The 19,616-nt window shown below is 74.2% G+C and carries 18 protein-coding genes and 1 riboswitch; of the genes, 10 read left to right on the top strand and 8 right to left on the bottom strand.

Annotated features, from left to right (window positions below):
• Window positions 1-97: 97 nt before the first annotated feature.
• The 3 genes from ACRYRX_RS21705 to ACRYRX_RS21695 all read right to left on the bottom strand — a co-directional run bounded on the left by ACRYRX_RS21705 (window position 98) and on the right by ACRYRX_RS21695 (window position 4,283).
• Window positions 98-784, bottom strand: coding sequence for a transglycosylase family protein (locus tag ACRYRX_RS21705; RefSeq protein ID WP_432515237.1), 687 nt, complete (start codon window positions 782-784; stop codon window positions 98-100).
• Window positions 782-940: riboswitch (cyclic di-AMP (ydaO/yuaA leader) on the bottom strand. It overlaps the preceding gene by 3 nt.
• A 172-nt stretch (window positions 941-1,112) precedes the next feature.
• Window positions 1,113-1,862, bottom strand: coding sequence for a lysophospholipid acyltransferase family protein (locus tag ACRYRX_RS21700; RefSeq protein ID WP_432515236.1), 750 nt, complete (start codon window positions 1,860-1,862; stop codon window positions 1,113-1,115).
• Window positions 1,863-1,991: 129 nt separating this feature from the next.
• Window positions 1,992-4,283, bottom strand: coding sequence for an SDR family oxidoreductase (locus ACRYRX_RS21695; protein WP_432515235.1), 2,292 nt, complete (start codon window positions 4,281-4,283; stop codon window positions 1,992-1,994).
• Between the two features lie 130 nt (window positions 4,284-4,413).
• On the opposite strand from ACRYRX_RS21695, the gene ACRYRX_RS21690 reads away from it, so the two are divergent.
• From ACRYRX_RS21690 to ACRYRX_RS21660, 7 genes are all read left to right on the top strand, one after another.
• Complete coding sequence (locus tag ACRYRX_RS21690; RefSeq protein WP_432515234.1) at window positions 4,414-6,612, top strand: carbon starvation CstA family protein; 2,199 nt, start codon at window positions 4,414-4,416, stop codon at window positions 6,610-6,612.
• On the top strand, window positions 6,609-6,785 hold the full coding sequence (locus ACRYRX_RS21685) for a CstA-like transporter-associated (seleno)protein (protein WP_432515233.1): 177 nt from the start codon (window positions 6,609-6,611) through the stop codon (window positions 6,783-6,785). The genes ACRYRX_RS21690 and ACRYRX_RS21685 overlap by 4 nt, the downstream gene beginning before the upstream one ends.
• 126 nt (window positions 6,786-6,911) lie before the next feature.
• Window positions 6,912-7,202, top strand: coding sequence for a hypothetical protein (locus ACRYRX_RS21680; RefSeq protein WP_432515232.1), 291 nt, complete (start codon window positions 6,912-6,914; stop codon window positions 7,200-7,202).
• A gap of 4 nt (window positions 7,203-7,206) precedes the next feature.
• Window positions 7,207-7,563 (top strand): metallopeptidase family protein, encoded by a 357-nt coding sequence (locus tag ACRYRX_RS21675; RefSeq protein ID WP_432515231.1) that lies wholly within the window; start codon window positions 7,207-7,209, stop codon window positions 7,561-7,563.
• Window positions 7,564-7,882: 319 nt separating this feature from the next.
• Window positions 7,883-8,497, top strand: coding sequence for a hypothetical protein (locus tag ACRYRX_RS21670; RefSeq protein WP_432515230.1), 615 nt, complete (start codon window positions 7,883-7,885; stop codon window positions 8,495-8,497).
• A 59-nt stretch (window positions 8,498-8,556) separates the two neighbouring features.
• A complete protein-coding gene (locus ACRYRX_RS21665) occupies window positions 8,557-9,432 on the top strand; it encodes a hypothetical protein (protein WP_432515228.1) in 876 nt (291 codons plus the stop codon).
• 157 nt (window positions 9,433-9,589) lie between these two features.
• On the top strand, window positions 9,590-9,907 hold the full coding sequence (locus tag ACRYRX_RS21660) for a tetratricopeptide repeat protein (RefSeq protein ID WP_432515226.1): 318 nt from the start codon (window positions 9,590-9,592) through the stop codon (window positions 9,905-9,907).
• A 79-nt stretch (window positions 9,908-9,986) separates the two neighbouring features.
• Here ACRYRX_RS21660 and ACRYRX_RS21655 read toward each other — a convergent pair whose 3' ends face one another.
• Genes ACRYRX_RS21655 through ACRYRX_RS21645 form a run of 3 tightly spaced genes read right to left on the bottom strand, consistent with a single transcriptional unit; the run spans window position 9,987 to window position 13,808 of the window.
• Complete coding sequence (locus ACRYRX_RS21655; protein WP_432515225.1) at window positions 9,987-10,766, bottom strand: HAD-IIA family hydrolase; 780 nt, start codon at window positions 10,764-10,766, stop codon at window positions 9,987-9,989.
• 52 nt (window positions 10,767-10,818) lie between these two features.
• Window positions 10,819-11,481: a deoxyribose-phosphate aldolase gene (gene deoC, locus ACRYRX_RS21650; RefSeq protein WP_432515223.1), complete on the bottom strand. Its 663-nt coding sequence runs from the start codon at window positions 11,479-11,481 to the stop codon at window positions 10,819-10,821.
• Window positions 11,478-13,808 carry a putative bifunctional diguanylate cyclase/phosphodiesterase gene (locus ACRYRX_RS21645; RefSeq protein ID WP_432515221.1) on the bottom strand — a complete coding sequence of 777 codons (2,331 nt, stop codon included), beginning with the start codon at window positions 13,806-13,808 and terminating at the stop codon, window positions 11,478-11,480. The genes deoC and ACRYRX_RS21645 overlap by 4 nt, the downstream gene beginning before the upstream one ends.
• Window positions 13,809-13,969: 161 nt before the next feature.
• On the opposite strand from ACRYRX_RS21645, the gene ACRYRX_RS21640 reads away from it, so the two are divergent.
• Window positions 13,970-15,127 (top strand): glycerol dehydrogenase, encoded by a 1,158-nt coding sequence (locus ACRYRX_RS21640; protein ID WP_432515219.1) that lies wholly within the window; start codon window positions 13,970-13,972, stop codon window positions 15,125-15,127.
• 20 nt (window positions 15,128-15,147) lie between these two features.
• Window positions 15,148-15,867: an MIP/aquaporin family protein gene (locus tag ACRYRX_RS21635; RefSeq protein ID WP_432515238.1), complete on the top strand. Its 720-nt coding sequence runs from the start codon at window positions 15,148-15,150 to the stop codon at window positions 15,865-15,867.
• 18 nt (window positions 15,868-15,885) lie between these two features.
• Here the strand turns inward: ACRYRX_RS21635 and ACRYRX_RS21630 are convergent, their stop codons facing one another.
• A complete protein-coding gene (locus ACRYRX_RS21630; protein WP_432515217.1) occupies window positions 15,886-17,316 on the bottom strand; it encodes a GGDEF domain-containing protein in 1,431 nt (476 codons plus the stop codon).
• 119 nt (window positions 17,317-17,435) lie between these two features.
• Here ACRYRX_RS21630 and ACRYRX_RS21625 point away from each other — a divergent pair, with 119 nt between their 5' ends.
• Window positions 17,436-18,848, top strand: coding sequence for an FAD-binding oxidoreductase (locus ACRYRX_RS21625; protein WP_432515215.1), 1,413 nt, complete (start codon window positions 17,436-17,438; stop codon window positions 18,846-18,848).
• 22 nt (window positions 18,849-18,870) lie between these two features.
• Here the strand turns inward: ACRYRX_RS21625 and ACRYRX_RS21620 are convergent.
• A partial coding sequence (locus ACRYRX_RS21620) for a PhzF family phenazine biosynthesis protein (RefSeq protein ID WP_432515214.1) occupies window positions 18,871-19,616 on the bottom strand: 746 nt, incomplete at its 5' end.

Raw genomic sequence — 19,616 nt, 5'->3', positions numbered from 1 at the left:
CCCCCCCCCCCCCCCCCCCCCCCCCCCCCCCCCCCCCCCCCCCCCCCCCCCCCCCCCCCCCCCCCCCCCCCCCCCCCCCCCCCTCGGCCGTGGTGGATCAGGGCAGGACGAGGACCTGGCCGACGCGGATGTGCGCGGGGTTGTCGCCGATCGCGCCGCGGTTGGCGTTCCACACGGCGACGTAGCCGCCGACGACGCCGTTGTTGACGGCGATGCGGTACAACGTCTCGCCGGGGGCGACGGTGTGGGTGCGCACCGGGGCGGGAGCGGACTCGACGACCGCCGCGGGCGCCGGAGCCGGAGCGGGCGCCGGGGCGGGCGCCGGAGCCGGGGCGGGCGCGGGGGCCGGCGCGGGGTGCAGCAGCGCGGCCTCCATGCCGATCGGGTCCGCGGCACCGCTCAGGCCCAGCTTGCGGGAGCAGGACGGCCAGGCGCGCCAGCCCTGCTTGGCGAGGACGCGCTCGGCGACGACGATCTGCTGCTCGCGGGAGGCGAGGTCGGCACGGGGGGCGTACTGGCCGCCGCCGAAGCCGGTCCAGGTGCGGGCGCTGAACTGGATCCCGCCGTAGTAGCCGTTGCCGGTGTTGATGTTCCAGCGGCCGCCGGACTCGCACTGCGCGAGGCGGTCCCACTCCGAGACCGGGGCGGCGGAAGCGGTCGAGACGGGGCCCAGCAGGGCCGCGCTGGCGGCGCCGGCCGCGACGGTCGCGAGCAGGCCGCGACGGAGGGACGTGGTGGTGCGGGGCGCGCGGTGGCGCGCGGGGGCGCGACGGATCGCAGACATGGTGACCTCCAACGCCTGCGAGGTCAGCTGTCGGGTTCGGGTCGAAGGTTGGTTGACCCGGCCGCGCGGGCGCGGCTTCACCCCGAGGACTCCCGCCGGAGCGGTCGTCCGAGGAACCATGGGTCCCCCGCTCCTGCCCACGGGCTCTTTGCCGGCGCGCGGTGGGCAGGACTCGGCGTTCCGCGGCCGTGCCCCCGAGTGGCCTCGAGGACGTCCTGACGGTAACGCGTCCGAGGCCCGCCGTACACCGTCCGGAGACCGGTTCGTGACCGGATCCCCTGTCACCAGGCGGTACGTGCACCACGAGTGTGGTGCACATCACGCTGAGTCAGGAGTTGGCGAGCAGCTTCGCGACCGCTTCCTCGATGCGGGACGTGAAGTCGCCCGCCCGCTCACCCTCGCGGCCGTGCAGCGGCTCACCGAAGGTCACGTGGATCGGAGGACGCCCCGGGACCGGCCAGTTGCGCCGCGGCGGCATCGCGTCGAACGTGCCCCGCAGGGCGATCGGCACCACCGGCACCCCCGCCTCCAGGGCCAGGTACGCCGCGCCCTTCTTGAACGGCCGCATCTCCCCGGTGTAGCTGCGCCCGCCCTCGGCGAAGATCACCAGGCTCCAGCCGTCGTGCAGCAGCTGAGAGGACTGGTTCGGCCCCCGGCCCCCGCGCCGCTCCAGCGGGTACGTCCCGATGACCAGGCCCGAGGGCGCCGCCCGCCACCACACGTCGAAGAAGTAGTCGGCGGCGGCGGCGATCGCCACCCGGCGCCGGCGCCGCGGCCCCAGCGCCTCCAGGATGACGGGGGCGTCCAGGTGCGAGGAGTGGTTGGCGACCAGCACGGCCGCCGTCCCCAGCCGGTCCAGGACCTCCACGTCGTGGACGTGGATCGTCACCTGCGACCGCATCACCGGGCTCATCAGGACCCGCTGCAACGTCGAGCGGACCAGCGTCGCCGGCGCCGAGCGCACCCAGTCGTTGCGGTGCACCGAGCGGCTCCCGCCCTCGGGCTCGGGAGCCCCCGGGGAACGCTTGCGCAGCAACGGCAGAGCACGCACGATGCGGGTCGGTCGCGGGAATCCCATCAGCCTCGCCATCCTCCGGTCCTCGACACACCGACGGTCAGCGGCGGTGCGGAGTTCACAGGACGCATCCTGCCACGCCGCCCGCGACCCGCAGCGGTCCGCACCGCCGCCCGCACCGCCGCGACCCGGTCAGTCCGTGCCCGCCAGCACCTGCTGGGGCACCCGCAGCCGGCGCGCCGGGGAGGACGCGGCCCAGTCCTGCACCGGCCAGCGCGAGGCCCGCGCCACCCGGAACAGCGGCACGTCGGGGGACACGGCCGTCGGGTTGCCCACGGTCTTCAGCAGCGGCAGGTCCACGTGGGAGTCGGCGTAGGCGTAGCTGGCCGACAGGTCCGCGCCCTCGACCTCGGCGTACCGGCGCAGCCACGCCGCGCGCGCCTCGCCCACCAGCGGCGGCGAGGTGAGGAACCCGCTCGCCCGCCGGTGGCCGTCGGTCACCTGCTCGTCGAGCTCGGTGCACACCACCTCGTCGAACAGCCCCGCCAGCGGGCGCGTCACCTGCCGCACGTCACCGGTCATCAGGATCGTGCGGTGACCCGCGTCCCGGTGCGCCTGGATGCGCCGCAGCGCGTCCGAGGACACCTGCTCCAGGAAGGCGGGGGCGTACACGTCGTCGACGTACGCCTCCAGCGCGTCCAGGTCGACGCCCGCGTACCCGCGGAACAGCGAGCGCAGGAAGCTGCCGCGGTCGCGGCGCTCGGAGGCGATCCACCCCGGCAGGTGCCGCATGACGCGGCCGAACTCCGCGATGCGGGCCGGGGCGTCCAGCGAGGACAGCCGCAGCGTCAGGTACGAGTCGACGACCGTGCCCGGCAGCAGCGTCCCGGCCAGGTCGAACACGGCCAGCACGGGCGCCGCGCCGTCGGCGACCGGCCGCAGCTCGCGGGGCCCGCGCTGCTCGGCCTGCTTGCGGCGGCGGCGGATCTCCTCGTACTTGCGCATCTGCGTCGTCACCGACGGGCAGTGCGACTCCAGCCAGTAGTGCGGCCAGTCCACCGTGGAGGTGTCGAACCCGAACAGCTCCACGTCCGCCGGGTCCAGCGACCGGTGCAGCGCCAGGGTCTTGTCGTCGACGAACCGCAGCTCGGCCTCGGTGTACGCCTTGTACAGGTCCATGTAGCGGCGGGCGAACTCGATCTGCCGGCGGGCCCCGTCGAGCCGGCGCGCGGCGTCCCGCACCTTCTGCGAGCGCGGGGCCAGGGTCAGCAGCCGGTCCCCGACGTTCGTCAGCAGCTCCCCGGCGCGCACCTTGCGCTCCACGGCCCGACCGCCCGGGAAGTCCCACGTCGGCATGACCTCGGGGGAGGAGTCGAAGGGGTGCTTCGTGAAGTACTCGCGGATGAACTCGTAGATCTGCCGGAACGTCAGCGGGTTCCGGGCCCCGGAGGACACGTGGTAGTACGCCGGCTGCGACAGCGGCGGCGGGGTCGCCGACGCCTTGAGGACCGCGTTGACGACGTGGTCGATCGGCACGACGTCCATGACCGAGTCCGGGGCGGCCGGGAACTCGGTCAGCTCGCCGCGGCCGTAGGCCAGGATGATCGGCTCGGCCATCTTGAAGCCCTCGATCCACCCCGGGTGCGGGTGGCTCACGGCGGACTCGACGATGCTCGGGCGCAGGATCGTCGTCGGGACCACCGGCGCCGCGATCTCCTCGACCAGCCGCTCGCCCATCGCCTTCGTGAACGTGTAGCAGTCCGTCCAGCCCAGCGTCCGGGCGCGCTCCTTGCCCGCCGCCTTCTGCTGCGCGGTGACCCACGCCACCCGGCGCTCCTCGGCCCCGGCGGCCACCGACAGCGGCCCGGCCCGGCCGTGGTCGCGCTCGGCGGCGCGCAGGAACTCCCGCAGCCGCCCCTCCAGCCGGGAGTCCTCCTCGATGCGCGCGGCCAGCCGCAGGCCCGAGTCCAGCTCGCTGCGCCAGTCCACGTCGTGCTCCACGGCCCGCTCGGGCACCGCGCCGCGGCGGCGGCCCCCGACGTACGCGGTGGAGACGTGCACGTAGTGCACGGCGCGGTGACCGCGCGCGGCGGCCTCCAGCGTGCGCTCCACCAGCGCCCGGGTGCCGACGACGTTGGTGGTGAAGGCGTCCTGGATCAGCGGGTCGAACGACACGTCCCCCGCGCAGTGCACGACGACGTCGATGTCGTCCGGCAGCTCCGGCACGTTCGACAGGTCGCCCTCGAGCGCCTCGACCCGCGTCTTGAGCAGGTCGTCGGCCTCCCCGGCGGCGCGGAAGATCGGCTTGCGCAGCACCGCCCGCAGCCGGTCCTCACCGCTCTGGCCGGGCTTGGGGCGCACCAGCGCCACCGCCGTCGTACCGGGCAGGTCGACCAGCAGACGCTGCAGCAACGCCTCACCGATGAAGCCCGTCACCCCGGTCAGGAGGAAACGCTTGCCGTCGAGCTCGTCAGCCAATCGCACGCGGGAATCCTGCCACGAGTGCGGACCCCCACCGCGACACGTCGCCCGGACCGCCCACGGGCGGGTGCACCGGAGCGGGGTGTGCCACGCTGCTCAGCAGACGCTCAGGAAGACCGCGAGGAGGCGGAACGTGTCCCGGTTGCAGTCCGACGACCTCGAGGTGACGCGCAGACGTCCCTCGGCCCGCTCGATCGCCGCGTGGAGCGCCGTCGCCGTCGTGGGCGCGGTGTGCTGGACGGTCCTGGCGCTCGCGCGCGGGGAGTCCGTCAACGCCCTGTGGGTCCTGTTCGCGGCGCTGGCCTCGTACGCCATCGGCTACCGCTTCTACTCGCGGTTCATCACCTACCGGGTGCTGCGCGCCGACGACCGCCGCGCCACCCCGGCCGAGCGGTACGAGAACGGCGTCGACTTCGAGGTGACCGACCGGCGGGTCCTGTTCGGCCACCACTTCGCCGCCATCGCCGGCGCCGGCCCGCTCGTCGGGCCCGTGCTGGCCGCCCAGATGGGTTACCTGCCGGGGACGATCTGGATCGTCGTCGGCGTGATCTTCGCCGGGGCCGTGCAGGACCTGACGGTCCTCTTCTTCTCGATGCGCCGTGGCGGCAAGAGCCTGGGCCAGATGGTGCGCGAGGAGATCGGGGTCGTCGGCGGCGTCGCGGCGCTCGTCGCCGTCTTCGCCATCATGATCATCATCCTGGCGGTGCTGGCGCTCATCGTGGTCAACGCGCTGGCCGAGTCCCCGTGGGGCGTGTTCTCCATCGCCCTGACGATCCCCATCGCGCTGTTCATGGGGATCTACCTGCGGTTCCTGCGGCCGGGGAAGGTGCTGGAGGCCACGGCGATCGGCGTGGTCCTGCTGCTGGCCGCGATCGTCGGCGGCGGGTACGTCGAGACGTGGGGCCTGGCCGGCTCCCTCACCCTGTCGCCCGAGACGCTCGTCGTGGCCCTCGTCGTCTACGGGTTCGTCGCCTCGGTGCTGCCCGTGTGGCTGCTGCTGACCCCGCGCGACTACCTCTCGACGTTCATGAAGATCGGGGTCATCGCCCTGCTCGCCGTGAGCCTCGTCGTGGCGCGGCCGGTGCTCGCCAACGACGCCGTCACCTCGTTCGCCCGCGAGGGGAACGGCCCGGTGTTCGCCGGGTCGCTGTTCCCGTTCGTCTTCATCACCATCGCCTGCGGGGCGCTGTCCGGTTTCCACGCCCTGATCTCCTCCGGGACCACCCCCAAGATGGTCGCCAAGGAACGGCAGGTCCGGCTCATCGGGTACGGCGGGATGCTCATGGAGAGCTTCGTCGCGATCAGCGCCCTCATCGCCGCCTCCGTCATCGACCAGGGCCTGTACTACGCCGTGAACTCCCCGGCCGGCGCCACCGGAGGCACCCCGCAGACCGCGGCGCAGTTCGTCACCGGCCTCGGGTTCGTCGCCACCCCCGAGACCCTCCAGGGCGCGGCGGACGCGGTGGGGGAGGAGAGCGTCGTCTCCCGCACCGGCGGCGCACCCGCGCTCGCGCTGGGCATCTCGCAGGTGTTCCACCAGGCGTTCGGCGGTGGGCTGCAAGCGTTCTGGTACCACTTCGCCATCATGTTCGAGGCCCTGTTCATCCTCACCGCCGTCGACGCCGGGACCCGCGTCGGCCGGTTCATGCTCCAGGACACCCTCGGCAACGTCTGGAAGAAGTTCGGCGACCTGTCGTGGCGGCCGGGGAACGTCCTCGCCAGCGCCGCCGTCGTCGGGGCCTGGGGCTACTTCCTGTACACCGGCGTCACCGACCCGCTCGGCGGCATCAACCAGTTGTTCCCGCTGTTCGGGATCGCGAACCAGCTGCTGGCCGCGATCGCCCTGACCCTCGTCACGGTGCTGCTCGTCAAGCACGGCCGCGTCCGGTACGTCTGGGTGACGGCCGTCCCGCTGGTGTGGGACCTCGTGACGACCATGACGGCGAGCTACCAGAAGGTGTTCTCCGACAACCCCGCGATCGGCTACTTCGCCCAGCGCTCCCGGTACGCCGACGCCCTCGCCGCGGGGGAGGTCCTGGCCCCGGCGAAGGACGCCGCCCAGATGCAGCAGGTCGTCACGAACTCCACCGTCAACGGGGTCCTGCAGTCGGTGTTCGCCGTCCTGGTGGTCGTCGTGGCCGTGAACGCGGCCGTCGTGATCGCCCGGGCGCTGCGGGCCGGTCAGCTGCCCACGACGGAGGAACCCGCGGTGCCGTCCCGGCTCGTCGAACCCGCCGGGATCCTCGTCACCGCCGCCGAGCGCCGCGAGCTGGCGCGGCTGCGCGAGGAGATCGGGCACGAGGCCGGCCACGAGGCCGGTGACCGGCGGTGAGGCGCGCGCTGGACGCCCTGCGCTGGGTCGTCCGCCAGGTCGACGGCCAGGACCGCTGGGAGGCCTACCTGCGGCGCTGCGCCGCCCACGGGCACCCGCCCGTCAGCCGGGCCGTCTTCGAGCGCCGCCGCGCCGACGCGAAGGCCGCGGTCCCCGGCGGCCGCTGCTGCTGAACCGTCCCGCGCCCCGCCCCGTGACCCCGGTGAGGACCCCGGCGGGACCCCGGTGGGGCCCCCGACCTGAGACGGAGCTGAGACGCGATGCTCGACACGCGACGCCGACGCGGTGACGATCGGTCCATGCCGACCAGACGACAGCGCCACCGGGTGACCGTCGTGGCCCACCGGAGGTTCTCCCCGGGGACCGGGGCGACCGGCGCGGCCGGGGCGGAGTCCGGCCTCGTGCACGCCGAGACCGTCCGCGCCGCCGACGCCGCGTTCGCGCGCGACCTCGTCCTGGTCCGCCTGCACGCCGAGGCGGCCCTGGTCGGCGCCGCCGTCGTCGTGGACTCCGTGCTCGTCGAGCGCGTGCGCTGGGGCCGGGCCCCGGTCCGGGTGCTCGACAACCGCCGGGCCGCCGTGGTCCGCTGACCCGGTGGCCGACCTGTCGCGGGAGGAGTTCGAGGAGGCCGTCGCCGACGCCCTCGACGCGATCCCCGCCGAGCTGGCCCGCGCCATGGACAACGTCGTCGTCCTCGTCGAGGACGACCCGCCCGCGGAGTTCGGTCCCGACCTGCTCGGGCTCTACGAGGGCACCCCGTTGACCGAGCGGGGGTCCTGGTGGGCCGCCGGGGCGCTGCCGGACCGCATCACGATCTTCCGCCGCCCCACGCTGGCGATCGCCCGGGACCGCGACGAGGTGGTCGCCGAGGTGAGGATCACCGTCGTGCACGAGATCGCGCACCACTTCGGCATCGACGACGCCCGGCTGCACGAGCTCGGCTGGGCCTGAGCTGCGGGCGGGGAGTCTGGACAGAGGACCTCGCCGGCGTGACAATGAGCAACAGGCTCGTGCGTCGCCCGTGTGCCGGGCGAGTCACGGCCCGCCTCGCGGGATCGATCGAGTCATCGCTGCCGCATCACGGCACGGCACCGGGCTGCCGTGCCGTCGCCCGTCGCGGCCGTCATCACCGTCGCGCAGCGTGGGGGTGGACGGCAGTTCGGCTGCGCACCGGTCGAGTCACCTCCTGCTGCGAACGACGCGGATACGAGCAGGTCGATCGACGTGACACCGGCCATCACCGAAGAGGTGCAGAGAGGACGACCGAGCCGTGGAGCTGGACGCATTCCTCGCCGAGCGCGATCTGCCCGGTGAACCGGAGGACGACGGCGTTCCGGGGGACGTCTCGACGGTCACGATCGCGGGGCGGCTCCTGGCTGCCCGGGACGAGCACCTCACGCTCGGTCTGGGCGGTGACCGGGTCGAGGTGCCTTCCGGAGCCGTCACCGACATCGCCGAAGACCCGTCGCCCCCGGCGATCGAGCCTGACTCGCAGTACGTGGTCGTGCGACTGCCGTCCGACACTGTCCTGACGGTGCGCAGACGGGTCAGCGCGGCAGAGCTCGCCGGGGCGGGTCTGAAGCCCTTCGTCGCGGCGGAGCCCACGCAGGCGAGTCGGTACGCGGTGGTGGTGCCCTCCGTCGGGCCGGTCCACCCGGTCGCCGGGACCCCCGGTGCACCCGTCGCGAGCGAGTTCGCGGGTACGGCTGCGGCGCAGTCGAGCAACACGACCTACACGACGTCGTCCCAGTGCGCCGTCACCTGTTCTCAGAGCTGCTCCCGCCAGACGGCGGAACCCGATGGTGGGTACCGGAGCGACTCCATCACGGACACGATGACCGACTACGAGACGGACTACCGGACGGACTACCGGATGGAGGCCTGATGGGGGGCTCCACCGCGGTAGCGGTGGTGGCTGACCCGCAGGACGTGCACGCTCGGAGCGTGGCCGAGGCCGTCGAGGGGTTCGGGCTCACCTGCGGGTTCATCGACTCCCGGAACATGCGGGCCCTGGAACTCGAAGGCGACCCCCGCACCCCCCGGCTGGTCGTCGACGGCCTGGTCGTCGACGCACGCTCGACCGTGTGGCTCAGACGTCCTTGGAGGCGTGCGGTGCCGCTCGACGTGGTCGATGACAGGCTTCGGCGGTTCGCCGAGGGGGAATGGCGACACGCCCTGCTGGGCGGGATCGCGGCCACCGGGTGCCGAGTCGTGAACGATCCCGCCAGCGAGCTCAAGGCTCAGTACAAGCCGTGGCAGTTGGCCGTCGCGACCCGCGTGGGACTGCCGACCCCGACGACGTGCGTGACGAACCGCCCCGCCACGGCCGAACGTTTCCGGGAGCAGATGGCCGGCTCGGGGCACCGGACCGTGTACAAGCCCCTGACCCCGCTCGAGTACCACGTGGGGGAGACCCGCGAGTTCCTCGGGCTCACCGATGAATCCCGCGCGAGCTTCGAGGTCGCGCCCGTGGTGCTGCAGCAGTGCATCGAGAAGGGGATCGACACCAGGGTCTTCATCGCCGGCGCCAGCATGACGGGTGCCAAGGTGCTGAGTCGGCACGGGGAACTGATCGACTGGCGGATGGACCCAGCGGTGTCGTACGAGCCGTGGGACGTCCCGGTCGCCCTGGAGTCGAGGTTGCGCTCGCTGATGGAGGCGCTGAACCTGCAGACGGGTAGCTGCGACTTCCGCCTGGACCCGGGAGGTTCCCCGTACTTCCTCGAGGTCAACCCGGGAGGGCAGTTCCTGTTCCTGGAGGACGCGCTCGGCGCGCCCCTCTCGGTGGACCTCGCGCGCTTGCTGAGCCGGCGAGCCTGAAGTCCCCAGGAGAGCCGCGGCGACCGGGGAGGCGGCGGGCGACGCGGCACCGCGTGTCCCCGACCCGGTCCGGGAGGACGCCGCCGGCCCCAGCGGCCGCGGTCGGCACCGGGCCGGGCGGAGGAACAAGTCGCGCCGGGCCGGGGTTGGACAGCGCGTGAACATCGACCTGCTCAGCTTCGAGATGGCCCGCGACGCCTTCGACGAGCGCCGGTTCACCGACGCCGTCCGGTCGCTGGAACCCCTGGTGACCCGTCACCCCGACGACCGCTCCCTGCGCGAGCTGCTGGCCCGCAGCTACTTCGGTGCGGCCATGCTCGGCAAGGCCGAGGAGCAGGCCCGTGACCTGGTGCGCCGCAGCCCCTCCGACGCGTTCGCGCACCTGCTGCTCTCGCGCGCCCTGGAGCGCCAGAGCCGGCACCAGGAGGCGCGCGGCCACCGCGTCATGGCGCACGTCCTGGGCGCCGAGGTCTGAGACCCCCCGGCCGGGGACCGTCGTGACCGGGCACCCGCCCGGTGACGACGTCCCCGGCCGGAACCCCGCCGATCCCCGGTCAGATCAGGTCGATCAGGTCGCCGATGCCGTCGACGACCGTGTGCGGCCGGAACGGGAACCGCCCCACCTGCTCGCGCTTGGTGGACCCCGTCAGGACCAGGAACGTCCGCAACCCCGCCTCGATCCCGGCGACGACGTCGGTGTCCATCCGGTCGCCGATCATCGCCGTCGTCTCCGAGTGGGCCTCGATCCGGTTCATCGCCGACCGGAACATCATCGGGTTCGGCTTCCCCACGAAGTACGGCTCGGCGCCCGTGGCCCGGGTGATGAGCGCGGCCACCGACCCCGTCGCCGGCAGCGAACCCTCCTTCGAGGGGCCCGTCGCGTCCGGGTTCGTGGCGATGAACCGCGCCCCCGCCTCCACCAGCCGGATCGCCTTCGTGATGGCCTCGAAGGAGTACGTCCGCGTCTCCCCGAGCACCACGTAGTCCGGGTCGGTGTCGGTCGTCGTGTACCCCGCCTCGTACAGGGCCGTCGTCAGGCCGGACTCGCCGATGACGTACGCCGAACCCCCCGGCAGCTGCCGCGACAGGAAGTCCGCCGTCGCCAGCGCCGACGTCCAGATGTTCTCCTCGGGCACCTCGATGCCGCTGCGGGACAGCCGGGCCGCCAGGTCCCGCGGGGTGAAGATCGAGTTGTTCGTCAGCACCAGGAACCGGCGGCTGGAGTCGGCCAGCCGCTGCAGGAACTCCGCCGCCCCCGGCAGGGCGTGCTCCTCGTGGACGAGGACCCCGTCCATGTCCGTCAGCCAGCACTCGATGCCGCGCTCGTCGCTCATCTCGTTCCCCTCCACGTCGGTCGTCGAGTCAGTCGTCGAGTCGGTCGGCGGGTCAGTCGGGCAGGCCGGCCAGGACGGCCGCCGACCCCGACAGCCCCAGGCGGGTCGCGCCGGCGTCGAGCAGGGCCAGGGCCAGTTCCGTCGTCCGGATCCCGCCGCTGGCCTTGATGCCGAGGCGGCCGCCGACGGTGGCGTGCATGACCTCCACCGCGTGGACGGTCGCGCCGCCGGCGGGGTGGAAGCCCGTGGACGTCTTCACGAAGTCCGCGCCCGCGGCCTCGGCGGCCTCGCAGACCGCGACGAGCGCCGCGTCGGGCAGCGCCGCCGACTCCACGATGACCTTCAGGACAGTCGGCGCCGGGACGGCCGTGCGGACGGCGGCGACGTCCTCGCGCACGGCGTCGAACCGGCCCTCCAGCGCCGCGCCCACGTCGATCACCACGTCGACCTCGTGGGCGCCGGCCGCGACGGCCGCCGCGGCCTCGGCCGCCTTCACCGCGCTCGTGTGCTTGCCGGAGGGGAAACCGGCGACGGTCGCGACGACCAGGTCGCCCGCGTCGCTCACCGGCAGCATGTTCGGCGACACGCAGATCGCCAGGACCCCCAGCTCGCGCGCGTCGGCGACCAGCGCCGCGACGTCCGCGGCGGTCGCCTCGGGCTTGAGCAGGGTGTGGTCGACCAGTCGGGCCACTTCGGTACGGGTGCGTGGGCTCACGCCGGGGAGTCTGCCACCCGGCCGGCCCGCGGACCCGACCGCCAGGACCGCTGCGGGTCCAGCTGCGCGAACCAGGCCCCCAGCGCGTCCGCGGGCAGCGGCCGGCTCACGTGGTACCCCTGCGCGAGGTCGCACCCGCCGCTGCGCAGCCGCTCCAGCACGGCGTCGCTCTCGACGCCCTCGGCGACCATCGACAGCCCCAGCGAGTGCGCCAGCGCCACCGTCGAGGCCACGATCGCGGCCGTGCGCGGGTCGGTGTCGAGGTCCTGCGTGAACGAGCGGTCCAGCTTCAGCTCGTCCAGCGGCAGCTCGCGCAGGTACGCCAGCGAGGAGTACCCGGTGCCGTAGTCGTCGATGGAGATCCGGATCCCCTGGGCCCGCAGCGCGCTCAGCACCGCGACCGACGTCCGCTTGTCCACCATGAACACGCTCTCGGTGATCTCCACCACCAGCGCCGACCCCGTCAGGCCCACCTCGCGCAGCAGCGCCGCCACCCGGCAGGGCAGGTCCTCGTCCAGCAGCTCCGACGTCGACAGGTTCACCGCGACGCTGATCTCCAGACCCTCCGCGTGCCACCGCGCGCAGTCCCGCAGCGCCATCCGCAGGACCTGCGCGCTCAGCGCCGACGACAGCCCCGCGTCCTCGACCAGCGGCAGGAACTGGTCCGGGGGCACCAGGCCCCGCTCGGGGTGCTGCCAGCGGACCAGGGCCTCCACGCCCGTCACCCGCCCCGACGCGATCGCGATCTTCGGCTGGTGGTGCAGGACGAGCTGGCCGTCCTCGATGCCCGTGCGCAGCTCGTCGACCAGCCGCAGCCGGTCGCGGCTCTGCTCGTCGAACGCGTCGGCGTACTGGTGGACGGCGCACCGCTCGGCCTTGGCGCGGTACATCGCCACGTCCGCCCGCCGGATCAGCTCCGCCGCACCCTCCGAGCCGTCCACCGAGACCGCGACGCCGGTGCTGGCGCCCACGTGCACCCGGACCCCGGACAGCACGAACGGGCCGGCCAGCGCCGCCGACAGCCGCGCCGCCAGCCCCGCCGCCGTCGCGTCACCGCGCTCGCGGGTCAGGACCGCGAACTCGTCCCCGCCGAACCGGGCCAGCACGTCACCGGGGCGCAGCGCGGTGGCGAAGCGCCGCCCGACCTCCAGGAGCAGCTCGTCACCGGCCGCGTGCCCGAGGCTGTCGTTCACCTCCTTGAACCGGTCGAGGTCCACCAGCAGCACCCCCGCCCGCCCCGGCGCGGGACGCCGCAGCGCCGCCGACAGCGCCTCGGTGAACCGGCGGCGGTTGGCCAGCCCCGTCAGCTCGTCGGTGCGGGCCTGGCTGCGGAACACCGCCAGGTCGCGGGCCTGGCGGAACGCCACCACGGTCCGGGCGATGCTCGTCAGCACCCCGCCGAGCGCCAGCAGGCTCACGACCAGCGGCACGTCGACGACGGTCGCGGTGAACAGCACGGCGACGCACAGGACCGCCGAGACGGCCGGGCCCACCAGGTGACCCTGCCCACCGGCCCGCGCCGCCGCCCGGCGCGGCCGCTGCCAGGCCGCGAGGACCACCAGCAGCATCGACGTCGTCCAGCCCGAGTCCAAGAGGGTGCCCACCTGCCAGGAGTCGCCGCCCGCCACCGCCGCGTACCCGGCGTCGGAGACCGACTGCACGGCGAAACCGAGCCCCAGGAACGTCCAGGCCCGGCCCGCCCGCCACCCGAGCGCCCCGAACACCGACGCCACGACCATCAGCAGCAGCAGGTCCCCCAGCGGGTACGCCAGGTGCACCAGCGCGGGCAGCAGCTCGTGGGAGTCCAGCGTCAGCAACCGCCCGATGAGGGCGAGCGCCGCCACCGACCCGCCCGCGAACGCCGCCAGCAGGGCGTCCAGCCACACCGCCCGGTGCCGGCGGCCCCCGTCCGAACCCAGCAGCAGGACGAAGCCCGCGTACGCCAGCGGGTACAGCGCCAGCCAGCCCACGTCGACCACCGAGGCCAGCACGGCCGACGGGGCGAACGGCAGCACCGCGTAGAACGCGAAGGACAGCGTCGACCCCACCGTCACGGACGCGGCCAGGAACGACCAGGCCAGCCGGTCGGCGCGGACCGCGAGGACCCGCCACACCGCGACCACCACGAACAGCGGCCACAGCGCGTTCCGCAGCCCCACGTCCAGCAGCGGGACCGCCTGCCCGGGCGTGCGGACGCCCGGCAGCAGGCTCACCGTCCACACCGCCACCGCGGCGGTCAGCAGCGCCAGCAGGACGCGCACGGGCCGGGGCACGACCCACGGGTCGTCCCCGGCGGGTGCGCGACGGCGGTCGGCTGGCGTGGACACCCTCAGGAGATCGGCCGCTCCCCGCCGGAGACGATGCGCCGAACGGGTTGCGGGCGCCGCCGTTCTCACCCGGTGAGAAGGGGGCGCGGTCCGGTGCTCCGGGGTCCCCTAGCGTTCCCCCCGTCCGACGACACCGAGGTCGTCCCCACCGGAGGTGGACCGTGTCCGATCCCCGTTCCCGCCCGATCCGCACCCTCGTCAGCCCGGGCCGCTACGTCCAGGGCGGCGGTGCGCTCAGCCGCCTCGGCGAGCACCTGACCGCCCTGGGGCGCAACCCCGTCGTGGTCGCCGACGACGTCGTGTGGGGTTTCGCCGGCCACGAGGTCGAGGCGTCGCTGGCGGCCGCGGGCCTGCCCGTCCGCCGCGAGGGTTTCGGCGGCGTCCCCTCGGCCCGCGAGGTGGACCGGCTCGTCGGGGTCGCCGCGGACACCTCGGCGGACGTGCTCGTCGCCGTCGGCGGCGGCAGCACCATCGACGCGGTGAAGGCCGCCGGGTACCTGGCGGGCACCCGCTGGGCGACGGTGCCGACGGTCGCCTCGACGGACGCGCCGACCTCCGCGCTCGCGGTGATCTACACCGACTCCGGGGAGTTCGAGGAGTACCGGTTCTTCCCCCGCAACCCCGACCTGGTGCTCGTCGACACCCACCTGATCGTGAACGCCCCGGCGCACTTCCTCGCCGCGGGCGTCGGTGACGCGCTCGCCACGTGGCTGGAGGCGCGGGCCACGGCCGCCTCGGGGTCGGCCACGATGGCCGGGGGCCGGGCCACCCTGGCCGGGACCGCGCTCGCCCGGCTCAGCTGGGACGTCCTGTGGGACAACGCCCTGCCCGCGCTGGACGCCGTGCGCGACCACCTCCTCACCCCCGCCGTCGAGAAGGTCGTGGAGGCCAACACGCTGCTGTCCGGGCTCGGGTTCGAGTCCGGCGGCCTCGCCGCCGCCCACGCCGTGCACAACGGCCTGACCGCCGTCCCGCAGACCCACGGCCTCGCCCACGGGCAGAAGGTCAACATCGGGTCCATCACCCAGCTGGTCCTGGAGGGCGCGCCCACGTCGGAGGTGCGCGACTTCGTCGAGTTCACCACCCGCGTCGGGCTGCCCACGACCCTCACCGAGGTCGGGCTGCGGCCGGAGGACACCGACGAGCTCGCCGCGGTCGCCGCCGCGGCCACGGTGCCCGGCGAGACGATCCACAGCATGCCGTTCCCGGTGTCCGCGGCGGACGTCGCGGCGGCCCTGGGCTCGATCGAGCGGTTCTCCCGCCGGGTGCGGTCCGAGGCGGGGCTGCCCGAGCCCGTGCCGCACAGCGGGAAGCACTGAGGGCGGCGCGGGTGTCCGACCTGTCCGCCGGGACGGCTTTCCTCAGCGAGTTCGCGGGGACCGCGGTCCTGATCCTGCTCGGCGCCGGGTGCGTCGCGAACGTCGTCCTGGCCCGCTCCAAGGGCTTCGGCGGCCCCTTCCTGCACGTCAACGTCGGCTGGGGCCTGGCCGTGTTCGGCGGCGTGTACGTCGCCCACCAGTCCGGGGCCATGCTGAACCCCGCGGTCACCCTGGGGCTCCTGGCCGCCGGTCAGGACCTCGGCGGGCCCGCCACCGTCGCGGCGGCCGTCGCCGGGCAGTTCCTCGGCGCCTTCACCGGGGCCGTCGCGGCCTGGGCCGCCTACCGGGACCACTTCGACCACGAGGAGTCCGACCCGGCGGTCAAGCTGGCCGTGTTCTCCACCGGCCCCGGGATCCGGAACCCGCCGTGGAACGTCGTCACCGAGGTCATCGCCACGTTCGTGCTGGTGTTCGTGGTCCTCGCGTTCGGGACGACGCCGTCGGGCCTGGGGCCGCTGCCGGTGGCGCTGCTGGTCCTCGGGATCGGCGCCAGCCTCGGCGGGCCGACCGGTTACGCGCTGAACCCCGCCCGCGACCTGGCGCCGCGCATCGCGCACGCCGTCCTGCCGATCCGGCGGAAGGGGCCGAGCGACTGGGGGTACGCCTGGGTGCCGGTCGTCGGGCCCGTGGTCGGCGGGGTGCTGGCCGGGTTCGCCGCCTCGGCGGCCGGCTTCGCCTGACCCCGCCCCGGACCCGGCTCAGACCGCGGCGACGGCCTGCTCCAGCCGGTCCCGGCCCGCGGACTTCGCCGCGTACAGGGCCCCGTCGGCGCGGCGCAGCGTGACGGCCGGCGCCTCACCCGGCTCCCACCGGGCCAGCCCGATCGAGCAGGTCTGCCCGTCGGGGACCACCGCCCGCAGCGCGTCCACCCGGCGGACCGCGTCCTGGGCACCGCCGGTGACGACGGCCACGAACTCCTCCCCGCCCCAGCGGGCGAGGAAGCCGTCGCCCAGCGCGTCCGCCCACGCGGCGCTCGCCGCCTTGAGCAGCTCGTCACCGGCCTGGTGGCCGCGGGAGTCGTTGTAGGCCTTGAAGTGGTCGAGGTCGAGCAGCGCGACGAACACGTCGTCGTCGCGGCCCGCGCGGCACACCCGGTGCAGCTCGTGCTCCAGCGTCCGGCGGTTCGCGATCCCCGTCAGCGGGTCCGTCCGGGCCAGCGTCGCCAGCCGGCGCGACTGCGAGCGCAGCTGCTGGAGCAGGTCCCACACACGGGCGACGACGAGGCCGATGAGGGCGACGGACCCGGCGGCCAGCCAGCCCGCCGGCACGGCGTGGTGCAGCAGCGACAGCGCGACCAGCACCGCCGAGGGCAGGACCGCCGCGACCGCCAGCACGAACAGCTTCGGTGCGGTCAGGCCGCCGGTGGTCTCGTCCACGGCGTGGTGGTGCCAGGTCCGGCGGGCGTTGACGGCCGCCGCCGCGATCCCCGCGTAGTAGAGCAGCCACAGGACGTTCACGAGACGGGCGGCGTCGAGACCGCCGACGGTGAGCTGCTGCAGGTTCCACAGGACGTCGGCGGTGATCGTGCTGATCACCGCCGCCACGAGGAGCCAGAAGGCCGGGGGACGAGCACCGGGTCCGGTCAGCAGCCGGGCGACCAGGAACACCAGCAGCACGTCCGCGACGGGGAACGCGGAGCTGACCACCCGCGCCAGCAGCGGCTGGGACCCGTCGGAGGCGGCGGGCAGGATGACGAAGACCCCGAACAGGGTGGCCGCCGACAGCGACAGGACGCCCGCGTCGAGGAGGCTGCCGCGGTAGCGGACGCTGGCCCGCTGCCGGTTCAGGCCGAGCAGCCCCACCGCCGTCGGCACGTAGGCCAGCAGGTAGAAGGCGTCCCCGGGCGTCGGCCACCGCTCCTCGTCCCGCAGGTCCGCGACGAGGAAGAGCAGCTCGCCGACCAGGTAGAGCACCTGCGCGGCGAGCAGCCAGCGCCAGGGGCGGCGGAAGCCGGCCGGGACGCGGGGGACCGCCACGGCCACGACGACCGCGCAGAACACCACCGGGACCAGGTACAGCAGGGCGGCCAGGTCCGAGCCCGGCGCGGGGACGGCGGCGGCGGCGGCGCCCGCGACGCCGACCGCGGCGGTGAGCACCGTCGGCCGCAGCGAGGGGCGGTCGGAGAGCATGTCCGTGCATCGGCTTTTCGGGACCGGACCTGATGCCGCCGTTCGTGGGACCCCGTCCCGCCGTCCGCCGCGCGGTGCGGTCCCGGGGGCCGCGGCGCCCGGCGGTTAGGCTCGCCCCCGTGGTGAGCATCCCTGGCCTGAAGTCCCGCGCGGTCCCCGACACCGGCGCGCCCGCCCGCTCGACCCGGCGCCTCACCGGGTGGGGGCGGACGGCCCCGACCACGGCCACGGTGCTGCACACCGACGACCTCGACGTCATCGCCGAGGCCGTCCGCACCGCCGGCCCGCGCGGCGTCATCGCCCGGGGCCTGGGCCGCTCCTACGGCGACCCCGCCCAGAACGCGGGCGGCCTGGTCGTCGACATGACCGCGCTGAACCGCATCCACGACATCGACGTCGACGCCGCGGTCGCCGACGTCGACGCGGGCTGCTCGCTGGACAAGCTGCTGCGCGCCGTCGTCCCGCACGGCCTGTGGGTGCCCGTCCTGCCCGGGACGCGGCAGGTCACCGTGGGCGGCGCCATCGGCGCGGACATCCACGGCGGCAACCACCACACGCAGGGGACGTTCACCCGGCACGTCCTGTCCCTGGACCTGCTGACGGCCGACGGGCAGGTCCGCACCCTCACCCCCGACGGCCCCGACCGCGACCTGTTCCTCGCCACCACGGGCGGGATGGGCCTGACGGGCATCGTGCTGCGGGCGAGGATCCGCCTCGACCGCGTCGAGACGTCGTACTTCATCGCCGACGTCGAGCAGACGCCCGACTTCGACGACATGCTCGAGCGCCTGCAGACGAACGACGAGAAGTACACGTACTCCAAGACGTGGTTCGACTCGGTCACCAAGGGCGAGCACATGGGCCGCGGCTTCCTGCTGCGCGGCTCCTCGGCGAAGCTGTCGGACCTGCCGCCGGAGCTGCGCAAGGACCCGCTGAAGTTCGACGCCCCGCAGCTGGCGACCTTCCCGGACCTGTTCCCCTCCGGGATGCTGAACCGGCTGTCGGCGAAGGCGCTGAACGAGTTCTACTACCGGAAGTCGAAGACGAAGTCCGGTGTGGTGCAGAACATCACGCAGTTCTACCACCTGCTGGACCTGTTCGCGGACTGGAACCGGGCCTACGGCCCGAACGGCTTCCTGCAGTACCAGTTCGTCGTCCCCTTCGAGCGGACCGACCTGCTGAAGTCGAGCATGGAGGCCATCGTCGAGTCCGGGCACATCTCCGCGCTGAACGTCCTCAAGCGCTTCGGCGACGCCAACGACGCCCCGCTGTCGTTCCCCACGCGCGGGTGGACGCTGGCGGTGGACCTGCCCGTGAAGAAGGGCCTGGGGCAGCTGTGCGACCTGCTCGACGAGATGGTGCTGGACGCGGGGGGCCGGCTGTACCTGGCGAAGGACTCGCGCACGACGGCGGACCGCTTCGCCCGCATGTACCCCGAGCTGCCGGCGTGGCGGAAGGTGCGCGACGAGGTGGACCCGGAGCGGAAGTTCGCCTCCGACCAGTCGCGGCGGCTCCAGCTCGTCACCGGCTGACCCCCGACCCGCCCCCGAGGGGTCAGGGGATGGGGACGGCCGAGCCCGTCACGACGATCCCGCCCCGCGGGGGGACGTCGACCGTGAGGACCCCGGGCCGCCCGACGTGGCGGCCCTGGTGGACCGTGAGCGTCGCCGGGGCCCGCACCAGCCCGAGGTCGCGCAGGTAGCCGCCGAGGGCCGCCGCGGCCGACCCGGTGGCCGGGTCCTCGGTGATCGACCCGACGGGGAAGATGTTCCGGGCCTCGAACTCCAGCGGGCCGCGGCGGTGGGCGATCAGGACGGTGGCGGGCCAGCCGTGCGCGTCCAGCACCCGCCGCGCGCGGCCGGGGTCGAACGTGAACGCGTCGAAGCGGGCGAGGTCGCGCACGACGAGCACGGGGTGCGGGTTCCCGGCGTTCGCGACGCGGGGCGGGTGCTGCGCGTCGAGGTCGTCGCGGTGCAGGCCGACGAGGTCGAGGACGTCGCGCAGGGCGTCGTGGGGCAGGGCGCCGACCACCGGGTCGACGCTGGTGAAGGACGCCCGGCCGGCGTCGACGACGATCTCGACCCGGCCGACGGGGGTGTCGAACGAGTAGCCCCCGGGCCCGGAGCGTTCCGCGAGGGCCACGGCCGTCGCGACGGTCGCGTGCCCGCAGAACGGGACCTCGGCGTGCGGGGAGAAGTACCGCGTCGTGACCGTGCGGCCGGCGCCGCCGACGACGAACGCGGTCTCGGCGTACCCGACCTCGGCGGCGACCGCCAGCATCTGCCCGGCGGTCGCCGCCC

Origin of the sequence: Kineococcus lubricus (genome assembly GCF_050871965.1) — a bacterium.
Lineage (GTDB): Bacteria > Actinomycetota > Actinomycetes > Actinomycetales > Kineococcaceae > Kineococcus.
This window is presented reverse-complemented; position numbering and strand designations above follow the sequence as displayed.

What these genes read in the sequence shown, in the direction of transcription:
- ACRYRX_RS21700 (WP_432515236.1), bottom strand. Translation starts at nt 1,862, where the DNA reads ATGGGATTCCCGCGACCGACCCGCATCGTGCGTGCTCTGCCGTTGCTG.
- ACRYRX_RS21680 (WP_432515232.1), top strand. Translation starts at nt 6,912, where the DNA reads ATGCCGACCAGACGACAGCGCCACCGGGTGACCGTCGTGGCCCACCGG.
- ACRYRX_RS21705 (WP_432515237.1), bottom strand. Translation starts at nt 784, where the DNA reads ATGTCTGCGATCCGTCGCGCCCCCGCGCGCCACCGCGCGCCCCGCACC.
- ACRYRX_RS21630 (WP_432515217.1), bottom strand. Translation starts at nt 17,316, where the DNA reads ATGCTCTCCGACCGCCCCTCGCTGCGGCCGACGGTGCTCACCGCCGCG.
- ACRYRX_RS21655 (WP_432515225.1), bottom strand. Translation starts at nt 10,766, where the DNA reads ATGAGCGACGAGCGCGGCATCGAGTGCTGGCTGACGGACATGGACGGG.